The organism is Pseudoalteromonas sp. PSi26 (assembly GCF_054960575.1).
Genome location: NZ_JBHNYT010000001.1, coordinates 150,918 through 163,577, shown reverse-complemented (window position 1 = coordinate 163,577; position 12,660 = coordinate 150,918). Strand labels below are relative to the sequence as shown.

15 protein-coding genes and 2 tRNA genes are annotated in these 12,660 nt (G+C 38.1%); 10 read left to right on the top strand and 7 right to left on the bottom strand.

What is annotated here, in order from left to right:
* Positions 1 to 146: 146 nt before the first annotated feature.
* The 7 genes from ACFI34_RS00785 to ACFI34_RS00755 are packed head-to-tail and all read right to left on the bottom strand — an operon-like array spanning position 147 to position 3,283.
* Positions 147 to 584 (bottom strand): NUDIX domain-containing protein, encoded by a 438-nt coding sequence (locus ACFI34_RS00785; RefSeq protein WP_462672042.1) that lies wholly within the window; start codon positions 582 to 584, stop codon positions 147 to 149.
* Complete coding sequence (locus ACFI34_RS00780; RefSeq protein WP_462672041.1) at positions 577 to 1,260, bottom strand: pseudouridine synthase; 684 nt, start codon at positions 1,258 to 1,260, stop codon at positions 577 to 579. Before ACFI34_RS00780 ends, ACFI34_RS00785 begins: the two co-directional genes overlap by 8 nt.
* Positions 1,260 to 1,589, bottom strand: a complete 330-nt coding sequence (locus tag ACFI34_RS00775; protein ID WP_462672040.1) for a TusE/DsrC/DsvC family sulfur relay protein — start codon at positions 1,587 to 1,589, stop codon at positions 1,260 to 1,262. The genes ACFI34_RS00780 and ACFI34_RS00775 overlap by 1 nt, the downstream gene beginning before the upstream one ends.
* 3 nt (positions 1,590 to 1,592) lie before the next feature.
* On the bottom strand, positions 1,593 to 1,859 hold the full coding sequence (locus ACFI34_RS00770; RefSeq protein ID WP_462672039.1) for a DsrH/TusB family sulfur relay protein: 267 nt from the start codon (positions 1,857 to 1,859) through the stop codon (positions 1,593 to 1,595).
* Positions 1,856 to 2,212, bottom strand: coding sequence for a sulfurtransferase complex subunit TusC (tusC, locus tag ACFI34_RS00765; protein ID WP_462672038.1), 357 nt, complete (start codon positions 2,210 to 2,212; stop codon positions 1,856 to 1,858). The genes ACFI34_RS00770 and tusC overlap by 4 nt, the downstream gene beginning before the upstream one ends.
* A complete protein-coding gene (gene tusD / locus ACFI34_RS00760) occupies positions 2,209 to 2,562 on the bottom strand; it encodes a sulfurtransferase complex subunit TusD (protein ID WP_006792829.1) in 354 nt (117 codons plus the stop codon). The genes tusC and tusD overlap by 4 nt, the downstream gene beginning before the upstream one ends.
* Before the next feature lie 55 nt (positions 2,563 to 2,617).
* Positions 2,618 to 3,283 carry a Bax inhibitor-1/YccA family protein gene (locus ACFI34_RS00755; RefSeq protein WP_006792828.1) on the bottom strand — a complete coding sequence of 222 codons (666 nt, stop codon included), beginning with the start codon at positions 3,281 to 3,283 and terminating at the stop codon, positions 2,618 to 2,620.
* A 249-nt stretch (positions 3,284 to 3,532) separates the two neighbouring features.
* On the opposite strand from ACFI34_RS00755, the gene ACFI34_RS00750 reads away from it, so the two are divergent.
* The 10 genes from ACFI34_RS00750 to ACFI34_RS00705 all read left to right on the top strand — a co-directional run bounded on the left by ACFI34_RS00750 (position 3,533) and on the right by ACFI34_RS00705 (position 12,568).
* Positions 3,533 to 3,623 (top strand) — tRNA-Ser (locus tag ACFI34_RS00750).
* A gap of 51 nt (positions 3,624 to 3,674) precedes the next feature.
* Positions 3,675 to 3,765, top strand: a tRNA-Ser gene (locus ACFI34_RS00745).
* A gap of 338 nt (positions 3,766 to 4,103) precedes the next feature.
* Positions 4,104 to 4,484: a hypothetical protein gene (locus tag ACFI34_RS00740; RefSeq protein WP_462672037.1), complete on the top strand. Its 381-nt coding sequence runs from the start codon at positions 4,104 to 4,106 to the stop codon at positions 4,482 to 4,484.
* Between the two features lie 128 nt (positions 4,485 to 4,612).
* Positions 4,613 to 5,071: a GAF domain-containing protein gene (locus tag ACFI34_RS00735; RefSeq protein ID WP_462672036.1), complete on the top strand. Its 459-nt coding sequence runs from the start codon at positions 4,613 to 4,615 to the stop codon at positions 5,069 to 5,071.
* Positions 5,071 to 5,349 (top strand): hypothetical protein, encoded by a 279-nt coding sequence (locus ACFI34_RS00730; RefSeq protein ID WP_058405538.1) that lies wholly within the window; start codon positions 5,071 to 5,073, stop codon positions 5,347 to 5,349. The genes ACFI34_RS00735 and ACFI34_RS00730 overlap by 1 nt, the downstream gene beginning before the upstream one ends.
* Before the next feature lie 15 nt (positions 5,350 to 5,364).
* Positions 5,365 to 6,012, top strand: a complete 648-nt coding sequence (gene proQ, locus ACFI34_RS00725; protein ID WP_462672035.1) for an RNA chaperone ProQ — start codon at positions 5,365 to 5,367, stop codon at positions 6,010 to 6,012.
* Positions 6,013 to 6,037: 25 nt separating this feature from the next.
* The gene (gene prc, locus ACFI34_RS00720) at positions 6,038 to 8,062 is read left to right on the top strand and encodes a carboxy terminal-processing peptidase (RefSeq protein WP_462672034.1); all 2,025 of its coding nucleotides are present in this window, start codon (positions 6,038 to 6,040) and stop codon (positions 8,060 to 8,062) included.
* Between the two features lie 179 nt (positions 8,063 to 8,241).
* Positions 8,242 to 9,705, top strand: a complete 1,464-nt coding sequence (gene nhaC, locus ACFI34_RS00715) for a Na+/H+ antiporter NhaC (protein WP_006792819.1) — start codon at positions 8,242 to 8,244, stop codon at positions 9,703 to 9,705.
* 46 nt (positions 9,706 to 9,751) lie between these two features.
* Positions 9,752 to 12,346, top strand: coding sequence for an aminopeptidase N (gene pepN, locus ACFI34_RS00710; protein ID WP_462672033.1), 2,595 nt, complete (start codon positions 9,752 to 9,754; stop codon positions 12,344 to 12,346).
* Positions 12,347 to 12,568 carry a DUF2835 domain-containing protein gene (locus ACFI34_RS00705; protein ID WP_462672032.1) on the top strand — a complete coding sequence of 74 codons (222 nt, stop codon included), beginning with the start codon at positions 12,347 to 12,349 and terminating at the stop codon, positions 12,566 to 12,568.
* Positions 12,569 to 12,660 lie beyond the last annotated feature (92 nt).

Genomic DNA, 12,660 nt, shown 5'->3' with positions numbered 1-12,660 from the left:
TTTTGCTCTATTTTTTACTTCTCATTACAAAGATACAAGTTAGAAGAATAGCACTGGAGCAATTACACACCCCACGTCACTATGTAACCCCTCTAGGCAGAGTAAACTTTAATCTACAAAGTTCAACATACCATAATATTGTTTTATTAGTTGTAAATAGTATCTAGGCTTAATGGCGGACGCGTCATCGCGTCATCAATGCACTTTTGAACGAGCGGGCTTCGCAGTGGTAAAGATTTAACTTTCTCTAGGTTAAACCAGTGGGCACTTATAATATCATCATCAATAGGGTTAAGTTGTTGGTTGGTGCCAGTCGCATCAAATAAAAAACAAAACCTTAGGTAATGAACGCCGTTGTCAGCGTACAAGTTATAAACACCTAAAAAGCCAGAAGGGTTGAACGATAAACCTGTCTCTTCATATAATTCGCGGCTTGCTGCTTGAGCTAGCGTTTCATTTTTTTCTAAATGACCAGCCGGTTGATTATAGCAAATTTGCCCAGTAAATTTATCGCGTTCTTTTACTAATAAGTATTCGTTATGGTTTTTAACTATTGCGGCTACTGTTACATTTGGTTTATGCATTAATGCTACCTTTAATGATTTTATATTCACCAGTATTAATGTCGTCTAAAGTGTAATTACCTATGCTGTAACGAATTAGCCTAAGAGTAGGATGGCCAATGTGAGCTGTCATTCGGCGAACTTGTCTATTTTTACCTTCATTAATGGTAATACTGAGCCATGAGGTAGGTATAGACTTTCGTTCACGTACAGGGGGAATACGTTGCCATATGTTAGGCTCTTCTATCATTTTTACATTAGCAGGCAGTGTGAGCCCATCTTTTAGCTCAACGCCTTTACACAAAGCTTGTATTGACTCAGTCGAAGGCTCACCTTCTACTTGAACCCAGTACGTTTTATTGGTTTTTTTATTAGGTGCTGTTAATGTATTTTGTAGTTTCCCGCAGTTTGTGAGCAGCAATAAACCTTCGCTATCGCGGTCTAATCGTCCTGCAGCATATACATCTTTAATAGGAATAAATTCAGCTAGCGTTTTTCTGTCAGCATCGTCTGTAAATTGACAAAGCACATCAAATGGCTTGTTAAAAAGTACAATTTTTTTGTCTTTAGCGTCTATTTGAGGTTTTATTTCTCTTTTGTTTGTAGGCTTTTTAATTGCACTTCTAGAATACGTGCGACCCGTATTACGCTTGGTTGAGGAAGCGGGGGGTTGCTTGTTACTCGATTTACTTCTCATTAAATACACCTTGCTGGTTTTGGTAATCCAGCAATTTTTGTGGCTTGTTTAGCTGGGCCTTTTGGAAACAATTTATAAAGGTAAATACTATTACCTTTATCTTCTCCGAGTGCTTTTGCCATGGCTTTTACTAGCATGCGGATGGCTGGACTTGTGTTGTAGTGAAGATAAAATTCGCGGACGAAGTTAATCACTTCCCAGTGTTGTTCGCTAAGCGATATGTTTTCTTGCTCTGCAATAATGGGGGCTAGTTGCTTAGACCATTGTGTATGGTCGAGTAAATAACCTTGTTTATCTGTGTCTATTGTTTGTTGGTTAAATTCAAGCATGGGTTACCAAGTAATTAATTGCGTAGAGGTTAAAGTAAGCGCTACAAACTCGTCATAGCTAATGGCGGTGTCGTTGTTTGACAGCTTAATTGCACGAACAAGTGCGTCTTCTTCAAGTACAAGAAGAGAGTCTGAAAATTGCTTAAACTGTTTACTAGCAAAGCACGCGTCACCTAAAAGCAATACACGGTCATCAGCATTAATTAAGTTTTCTAGCTGGTTAGCAGAATAGTAACTTAGTGGTTTTGAAAAAATATGTAGTGTGCTCATAAGGTCACCACGTGATGTTGCTTTTTGATAAGTGTTTGTTGTTCATTAAATGTAACCGCGTGCGCGTCTATGAGTAAATCAGTTTTACTTAGGCCATAATCAAGGAGCGATTTTTCACATACATAGATATTTTCTACGTCATAAATTTCTAGCGTTTTTATGTTTTTAAAAAAATCTTTAATACCTATAGTAGAAGGAGTTTGATGTTTTTTTAATGCTAAAACGGCGGGGCCGCTAAACAACCAACTGATATTTTGATCGACAGCTGCAAAAATTAACGTCATATCGAGGGCATCTCGCAGATTAAGGTCATCAAATGGGCTACTTTGACTCATTACTAATACATTAATCATTTAAATTGCACCCACTTATCAGCGTCGCTTACAAGCATTGCGAATTCAGCTAAACCTGCAACAGAAAATACGCCTGTGTTTGACGTATCTAAGCCTCTTTTTTCTGCCGCGGTTACACACAGCATAAGATTAATATTTTGACTTGATAGCGCCTGCCATAATGCGCTAATTTGAAGCTCGTCAGAGGCTAAGTCAAAATGTGTTGATGCATGATAAACGCCTTGCTGATACAAAAATATTGCGTCTATGGTGTGCCCTTGAGATAAACACGCATTAGCAAACTTAATTATGCGTTGGCTGGTGTCGTGATCTGATGGTGGTGTGTGTAATGAAAGAACAAATCGTGCCAAAACAATTCCAATAAAAAAGCCCCAATAAAGGGGCTATTTTAACAGAACTATTTAATTAGTCATCACTTGCGCCAAGTAGGTGCAGTAGTGAAGTAAATAGATTGTACACATTTAGGTATAAAGATACTGTAGCGCGAATGTAGTTAGTTTCTCCGCCGTTAATAATGCGGCTTGTATCAAATAAAATTAAGCCAGACATAATTAATACAACCGCAGCGTTAAGCACCATAAACATTAAAGAACTACCGATGAATATGTTAACAATGCTTGCAACAATAACCACAATTAGGCCAACCGTTAAAAAGCCGCCCATAAAAGAGAAGTCTTTTTTGGTGTTGAGCGCATATGCAGATAGACCAAAGAAAATAAGTGCTGTTGAACCAAGAGCTTGCATTATAAGCATTGGGCCATTAGGCATGGCAGCGTAATGGTTTAACATTGGACCTAAACCAGCCCCCATTAAACCTGTGAAAGCAAATACCCAAAATACACCAGATGCGGTGTCAGCTTTTTTGTTTACAACAAATAATAAACCAAACGAAACCAGTGTGAACACAATTCCCATAAAGTAAGGTAATTGTAGTGCCATTGAGATACCGGCAGTCACTGCACTAAATGCAAGTGTCATCGCAAGTAAAAAGTAGGTGTTTTTAAGTACCTTGTTTGTTTCAATGGTAGACATTACCGGTTTAGCGGTATTGTACGATTGATTAAACGCCATTGTAGAGCTCCTTTAAGTGAAACGTGTGTTTCGATAATTTAACTAAAATTAGATTACCAACTCTTATATGTTTGGGCAAACCTTTGTGGATCAATAGACATTAATTTTTTAATTAAAGTTCATTTAACCACCAAAAAGAAAGTTTTTGTTTTATCTTTGAACAAATTAATTGTTTTTTAAGCACTTAAGCAATTTTTTTAAAAAAAAGCTTCACAAAGCCAACGGGTTTCCCTATTATGCAGGCCGTGCGGAGAGATGGCAGAGTGGTCGAATGCACCGGTCTTGAAAACCGGCATAGGTTTGTAGCCTATCTAGGGTTCAAATCCCTATCTCTCCACCACTTATTACAATAACTATGAGTACACTCTTACTTGTAGTTTATAGCACTTTAGGAGAGATGGCAGAGTGGTCGAATGCACCGGTCTTGAAAACCGGCATAGGTTTGTAGCCTATCTAGGGTTCAAATCCCTATCTCTCCACCATTATATTAAAGCCCGCTAAACAGCGGGCTTTTTTGTTTTTTGAATTTAACTATTAATTGCAATTGGCATTCATGTTTCATCAATTTTCAAATTAAGCATGAAGCTGATGACATCAAATAATTCTTCTGTTTAACATTTGCAGAATGAATCACCTGTCTTGTTATTTAAAAGCAATAACTTTACCTTTGTTAAAATTATTAGCCGGGAACGGTAGGTCGTTTGTTGTTTAATGTGTTTTATTTTTGTTCATAATTTACGACCATAGTCTCTGTTTCTAACTTTGGGTTCTTGGTGCATGCTTATAAAAAGAGTTTAAGTGTGTTGTTAAGGATTATTAAATGAAACACCAATTAGCAAAAAGCGTTGCGCTTTCATTACTTTCTCCTGTGATTGTTGGTAGCCTACTAGGTATTTATTATTCAATAACCCTACAAGGTGAATTTGTCTCTATATTTTTTTCATTATTGATGACAGCCATATCTAATGCGCATATTGTTGGCTTAACAATGGCTGCATTTGTTGTCCCAGGCTATTTATTAATGTTTAAATATTCAAAAGTAAACTATTCCGGTGTTTTAACGCTTGGTTTATTTGGTGGTGCTATTTTTAGCTTTCTTTTAAGTGCCTCTACAGGCGAAATATTTTTAATAAATAGTGTTATGTCAGCAATAGCGGCAGGGCTGTTTTTATTTGGTCTTCGTAAAACTTCAAAATCATAATAGCGTTTTTATTAACCAAGGGGGCGCTTAAACTACGGAAATTCCTTTTTTTTACCTGCAAAAGGTTCCAATTTTTCACTACAAAGAGTACCTTTAGCTACTGTATGTTTAATAAGAAGTAGTTTGGTATGCAAAAGCACGATTTTTACCAGTCATTAGTTAAACAAACTGAATCGCTGATTGCCGGAGAGTCGAATGTAATTGCTAATATGGCAAATATAAGCGCGCTGTTATTTACCTCTTTAGATGATGTAAATTGGGCGGGTTTTTACTTTATTGATTCGCCGTCAGAATTAGTGCTAGGCCCATTTCAGGGTAACCCAGCATGTATCCGTATTCCAGTTGGAAAGGGTGTATGTGGAACGGCTGCAGCTACGTTGCAAACACAACTAATTGAAGATGTTCATGCCTTTGACGGGCATATTGCCTGCGATGCGGCATCAAACTCTGAGATTGTTGTACCTATCATGAAACATGGTAAAATATTTGCAGTGCTAGATATTGATAGCCCTAGTATTTCTCGGTTTGATAATGATGACAAAGCGGGATTAGAAGCATTGGTCAGGTGCTTTGAGGCTAGCTTGTAATGAAAGATTTGCTAAATGTTCAAGACTACCTATTCGCTTTACAAGATGTAGGCGACTGGGAAGGCGAAGAAGAACATGTAGCGGAAACGCTCAATGATTTGATTCACATAGCCTGGGATAAACTTCCAGATGATTTAGATTGTGAGTCAATCGATGAAATAATAAATGGTATTTGGGAACACCTTCGAGGTGATATGGCTGTACTTGAAGCTGACTTCGAAGAGCTGGTCGACTGGGTAATACACTATGTTGATTCGTCCCTTGATGAAAAGATGTGAAAAATAGGTTCTAAAATGGAAACCACAAACAAGCTAAAAGATATTAATGAAGTATTGGAGTTCTTGTACCAAGAATTTCCACAATGTTTTAAACAAAAAGACGGCATTAAACCGCTTAAAGTCGGTATTTTTAAAGATATTGCTGAGCGTATTGAAGGGTCTGAAAAAGTAAGTAAGACTCAAGTTCGTCAAGCATTAAGAAAATACACGTCTAACTGGCGTTATTTAGAAGCTGTGACCAAGTCAGAATTTCGTATTGATCTTGATGGTAATCAAGGTGAAAAAGTTGAGCAAGAGCATATTGATCATGCTCAAAAAGCACTAGAAGAAAGCCGTGCAAAAATGGCGAAGCGCAAAAAACAGCAGCGTCCACGTCAAGACTCAGATTCTAAAAACTTTAAGAAAAAGCCAGCTCACGCAAACAAAGGCGCAGATAAAAACCCGTCGGCTAACAAAACAGCTAAAGCTGCACCTGCTAAACGTTCAGGTAAAATTGAACCTTTACCAGCGACAGAGGTCAAGGTTAATAACAAGGTTAAGGTTAAACTAGGCCAAGCACTTGTAAATGCAGTAATCACTGAAGTAAACAAAGACGACGTCCATGTTGAATTAGTGACTGGTATGCAAGTTAAAACCAAAGCTGACAGCTTATACACAATTTAAGTTGTACATAAATTAAGGAGTTTGTATGAGTAAAAAGTTTACGCTCATTCCGGTAGTTGCAGCCCTGTTTTCAGGTTCATTATTTGCCGCTGTAGAGCCTGTCACAATTGATGATTTACCTCTATTAAAGCAAGAAAGTCAACATGGCACTGCCAGTAAACGCGTGGCAAGCTTATTTACTCGTTCACACTATATCCCGGTTCGATTTAACGATGAGCTTTCTAGTAAAGTGTTCGATCGTTACATCGAATCCCTTGATTTTAACAAAAGCGTTTTTTTAGCTAGCGATATTGAATCCTTTGAGCAATATCGCGATAGCTTTGACAATGCTTTAACTACCGGCAAGCTAGGCTTTACGTTTGATATTTTTAATTTAAGCTTAAAGCGCCGTTTTGAGCGTTACGAATATTCACTTTCTTTACTAGAAAATGAAATGACGTTCGAAAAACAAGATGAATACTTCTTTGATCGTGAAGATGCAGCCTGGCCAACATCGCAAGCAGAGCTAGACGAGATTTGGCGAGAGCGTGTTAAGTACGATGCACTGCGATTAAAAATGACTGGTAAAGATTGGGAAGGAATCAAAGAGGTTCTTACCAAGCGATACAAAAACGCTGAAAAGCGTCTAGTTCAATCTAACTCAGAAGATGCATTTCAAATTGTTTTAAATTCTTTAGCTCGCACGATTGAGGCGCATACGTCTTATTTATCACCAAGACGTGCTGAACAATTTAAAATGGATATGGACTTAGAACTTGAAGGTATTGGCGCTGTACTAACTCCTGACGAAGATTACACCGTAATTCGTAGTCTTGTACCAGGTGGTCCTGCAGACAAAACCGAACAAATTAAAGCAGATGACCGCATTATTGGCGTAGCACAAGACGGTGAAGATTTTACCGATGTGATTGGCTGGCGTTTAGACGATGTTGTAGATTTAATAAAAGGCCCTAAAGGCACTAAAGTACGTTTACAATATTTGAAAGGTGCAGATGCTCACGGCACACCTAAAGTGGTCGAAATTACTCGTGACAAAATCCGTCTTGAAGACAGAGCTGCAAAGTCAGAAGTGTTTGAAGCTAAATATTCTGATTTATCAAGCAAAATTGGGGTTATTGAAATCCCAGGTTTCTACAACAATTTGTCTAAAGACGTAAAAGTTGAGTTAGCTAAATTAAAAGAGGCTAAAGTAGACGGTATTATCATCGACTTACGTCAAAATGGTGGTGGTTCGTTATACGAAGCGACCCAGCTTTCTGGCTTGTTTTTCGATCAAGGTCCTGTTGTACAAATACACACTCTAAATAACCGAATTGAAGAGCAAAGAGATCGTGATGGCGTTACTTATTACGACGGGCCATTAACGGTTTTAGTTGATCGTTACAGTGCGTCTGCCTCTGAGATTTTTGCCGCTGCAATGCAAGATTATGGTCGCGCTGTTATTATTGGCGAACAAACATTTGGTAAAGGCACTGTGCAGCAACATAAAGGTCTTGCAAGAGCGTATGATCTTTACGATAACCCATTAGGTAGCGTGCAATACACCATAGCTAAATTTTACCGTATTAATGGCGGCAGTACTCAGCACAAAGGTGTTATTCCTGACATTTCATTTCCATCGGCTATAGATCCTGCCGAGTGGGGTGAAAGTAAACAAGATAATGCACTTCCTTGGGATAGCATTGTTAAAGCAAAATATAAAAAGTTAGGAAATTTAACTCCAGTTATTCCTTACCTAGAAAAGCAGCATAAAGATCGTATTAAATCTGAACCTGAGTTCGGCTACGTGTTTGATGATATAGCGTTGTACAACGAAGAAAAAGATCGTAAAACGATTTCTTTAGTTGAAGCCACGCGTATTAAAGAAAAAGAAGAAGGTGAAGCGCGTGCATTAGTTCGTACAAATGAGCGCTTGAAACGATTAGGTAAAGATCCGGTTGAAAACCTAGATGATGTACCAGATGTAATTGATGAGCTTGACCCGTTCCTTGAAGAAGCGGCCTTAATTACTCAGGACTACATTAACTTTGGTCGCATCGCCAAAAAGTAAAAACTGGTTTTACCACTACAAAAAAGGCGCTCGTGCGCCTTTTTTGCTACCTATCACAGCCTAAATTGTTATAATCTCTAACTATTAAAAATTGAGCCGGCTTAGAAATGCTCAGTTAATACGCACTAAGTGCTAAAAATAATAATTAAACACGCTGTATGTGTGTAGGAGTCTCAACTTTGAACCCATTGGATGATAAACCAGTAAAACCCGCCTCATTTCTTGATGCATTAATTCCTATTTCAGTTTTAATTTGTTTGTTAGGGGCTGCGGTTTACTTATTTGGTGACAACTCGTCATCTGGACCAAACCAAATTGCACTTTTATTTGCAACCTTCGCAGCTGCTCTAATTGGCCTAAAAAACGGCTACACGTGGAAAAAGCTTGAGCAAGCTATGATTGAGGGTATAACGCTCTCTCTTGGCGCTATATTAATCTTATTAATGGTAGGTGCTTTGATAGGTACTTGGTTGTTATCGGGCACGGTACCAACGCTAATATATTATGGCCTGCAAGTAATTAACCCTAGTTGGTTTTATGCAGCAAGTTGTTTAATTTGTGGCATTGTGGCTATGAGCATTGGTAGCTCGTGGACCACTGCAGCTACAATTGGTGTTGCTTTATTAGGTGTTGCTACGGGTCTTGGTTTAGATCAGACAGTTACAGCTGGTGCTGTTATATCTGGTGCGTATTTTGGTGACAAACTAAGCCCACTCTCTGAAACAACTAACTTAGCGCCCGCAGTGGTTGGCTCTGACTTATTTGAACATATTCAGCATATGCTATGGACAACAGTTCCTAGCTTTGTGATTGCGCTTATTATATTTATATTTATGGGCTTTAACGCAACGGCTTCTAATGAAGCTGGGCGTTTAGACGAAATTACGCTAATTTTGGAGCAAAACTTCAATATTGGTTTTGAGATGCTCATTCCTTTAATTGTGCTTTTAGTGCTAGCAATTAAAAAAATGCCTGCTTTTCCTGCTATTTCTATTGGTGCTGTGGTTGGTGCTGTTTGGGCTATGCTATTTCAGTCTGACTTAATTGGTTCTCAAATTGATACTTCTCAAGGCGAAGTGGTTGGGTATTTCAAATTAGTATGGACGACATTTTTTGACGGTTTTAGCATCGATACCGGTGATGACAAAATGGACTCACTACTTAGCGGTGGTGGTATGGCGGGAATGTTAACAACGACGTGGTTAATTATGACTGCGCTTATGTTTGGCGCTATTATGGAAAAAACAGGCTTGTTAGACATTTTTGTAAAAAGTATTTTAAAAATAGCGAAAAGTACTGGCTCTTTAATTGCCTCGACTATTGCAACGTGTATTGGTACTAACCTCATTGCAGCCGATCAATATATTGCTATTGTGGTTCCTGGACGTATGTTTAAAGATGAATATAAAAAGCGCGGTTTAAAGCCGGTTAATTTATCTCGCACCTTAGAAGATGGCGGTACGATTACCAGTCCACTTATTCCTTGGAATACATGTGGTGCTTACATGCAAAGTGTACTTTTAATAAACCCTTTCGATTACGCACTTTACGCTTTCTTTAATTTAATTAATCCCGTTTTAGCTGTTATATATGCATATCTCGGTATTAAGATTTTACGTATTAAGCCAAAACAATCTGCCTAAATTTAGTAGCGCCTCTTCATATAGAGGCGCTTTTTTTGGAGTAATTATGACCGACTCAAAAACGCCCCAAGCTCAATATCTCAAAGACTATAAAGCGCCTAATTTTTTAATTGACCACACAGACCTAACGTTTGATCTTCAGCCTAAAACTACAACGGTAACAAGCGTACTGACGTTAACGCGTGTTAGTGATAATCAATCACCTCTGATTCTAGATGGCATAGATTTACGTTTAACGTCCTTATCGTTAGATGCGATTGAGATAACAGATTATAGCGTTGTTGATGAACAGCTAATTATTAATAACTTACCAGATCGTTGTAAATTACGTATTGTGACTGAGATATCTCCTGAGACAAATACATCTTTAGAAGGTCTTTACTTATCTGGTGGAGCGTATTGTACACAGTGTGAGGCGCAGGGCTTCAGAAAGATAACATATTACATGGATCGTCCTGATGTGTTGTCAACGTTTGATGTGACTATTATTGCTGATTCAAGTTATACGCATTTATTGTCAAATGGTAACCAAATTGACAAAGGTGAGACACCTGACGGCCGTCATTTTTCTAAATGGCAAGACCCATTTAAAAAACCAAGCTATTTATTTGCATTAGTTGCTGGTGATTTTGATGTATTAAACGATACCTATATAACTAAAAGTGGCCGAAAAATTGATTTAGCATTATTTGTAGATAAGGGGAATTTGCCTAAAACACCGCATGCGATGCAATCACTTAAAAAATCTATGCAATGGGATGAAGAGCGTTTTAATTTAGAATATGACCTTGATATATACATGATTGTAGCCGTAGATTTCTTTAATATGGGTGCAATGGAAAACAAAGGCTTAAATATATTTAACAGTAAATGTGTTTTGGCCAATCAAGAAACAGCAACGGATAAAGATTACCATACTATTGAGTCTATAGTAGGTCATGAATACTTTCACAATTGGACTGGTAATCGTGTTACATGCAGAGATTGGTTTCAGTTATCACTTAAAGAGGGGCTAACTGTATTTAGAGACCAAGAATTTAGTAGTGATCTTGGATCGCGTGCACTCAACCGCATTGATGCTGTTAAGGTGATGCGTACGCATCAGTTCAGTGAAGATGCAGGGCCAATGGCGCATCCTATTCGACCGGAAAAAGTTATTGAAATGAATAACTTTTATACTGTAACAGTATACGACAAGGGTGCTGAAGTAATAAGAATGATGCATACCTTGCTTGGTGAGGTTAACTTTCAAAAAGGGATGGCGCTTTACTTTAAACGCCATGACGGTCAAGCAGTTACGTGTGACGACTTTGTCAGTGCTATGAGTGACGCATCGGGTGTTAATTTAGAGCAATTTAAGCGTTGGTATAGTCAGGCGGGTACGCCTCGCTTAAATGCTGTAGAACATTATGATAGTGCCTCAAATACCTACACACTAACCATAGAGCAATATGCACCGATTAATCAGCCCGATAACAAACCGTTGCATATCCCGTTTGCCATTGAGTTGTTGGACGAATCCGGCAGTAGTATCGAATTACAGTTCAAAGGTTTAAAAGTTAGTAATGTGCTTAATGTTACCGATAAAAAGCAGAGTTATACTTTTGAGAATGTGACTTGTAAACCGGTTGCTGTGTTGTTAGAAGACTTTTCAGCTCCGTGTATTCTAACTCAACAAACAACTGAGCTCGAGCTTTTGCATATCATGCGTTTTGCACGAAGTGATTTTTCACGTTGGGATGCACAGCAACAATTGTTCATAAAAGCAGTAAAAGCAGCAATTAACTCAGATACACAATTTCAATTAAGTGACGAGATAATTGAAGCCTTGCGTGTTTTAATTGTTTCAAAACAAGGCGATTTAGCGTTAATTGCAGAGTTATTAAAATTACCTAGCTTTGACACTTTAGCCGCAGAATTTGAAATTATTCCTGTTGATGAAATTAATAGTGTTGTAGCACAGTTCGAAATACAAATTGCCACAAGCCTTAATGATGAGCTTATCGCATGTTTTGGTTCATTACATGACGATGGCAGCATAAGCGCCGAAGCGGTTGCAGTGCGCTCACTACAGCAAATTTGCCTGCATTATCTTGCAAAGGTGCCGAGCAAACAAACAGATAAATTTATTAAGCTAGCTGCTAGCTCGTCAAATATGACCAATGTGTTGGGCGCACTTAGCGCGGTGGTAAAAGCCTCTCATCCACTTTGTGATGATTTATTGTCGCACTTTGATAGTCAATGGCGACATGATGTACTTGTGATGGATAAGTGGTTTGCGCTTCAAGCAATGCAAACAGGTGAAGATGCTATCATTAATATTAGGTCATTATATGAGCACCCAAGTTTTGATTTTTCTAACCCCAATAGAGTGCGTGCTTTAGTGGGGAGTTTTAGCTACTTTAATACTGAGCAATTCCATCGAGAAGACGGACAAGGGTATGAATTGCTTGGTGATTTACTTGTTAAGCTGAATGCAATAAATCCACAAAATGCATCAAGAATGTTAACACCGTTTATGTCTTGGAAACGTTATGATAAAACACGTTCAGCGCTTATGAAAACGCAATTAGAACGTTTATCTAATTTAGATGGACTAAGTGACGACTTATTCGAGAAGGTTGAAAAAGCGCTTAATTAAATGCTTGAATATTACTTTAATTTAAGATTGAGCTATGAAGATTGCATGGATTATTACCACGGTCGGTATAGCTCGGTGCAAGTGGTTGAAGAGGGCGGAAAATCAATTCGGTTTTCTGCCAATCATTTAAGACCGTTTATTACAAGTTTGGGGATAAGAGGGCGTTTTAGAATGTTACTTACTCCCGAAAATAAATTTATTCGTATTGAACGAGTGGCTTAGAGCGCTGTTTTTATGTTATAAAACCATAAAAATATTGTCTTTTTGTTAATTTCAATTTGTTCTATTGTTAAATAACGTGTATAAATTATCTG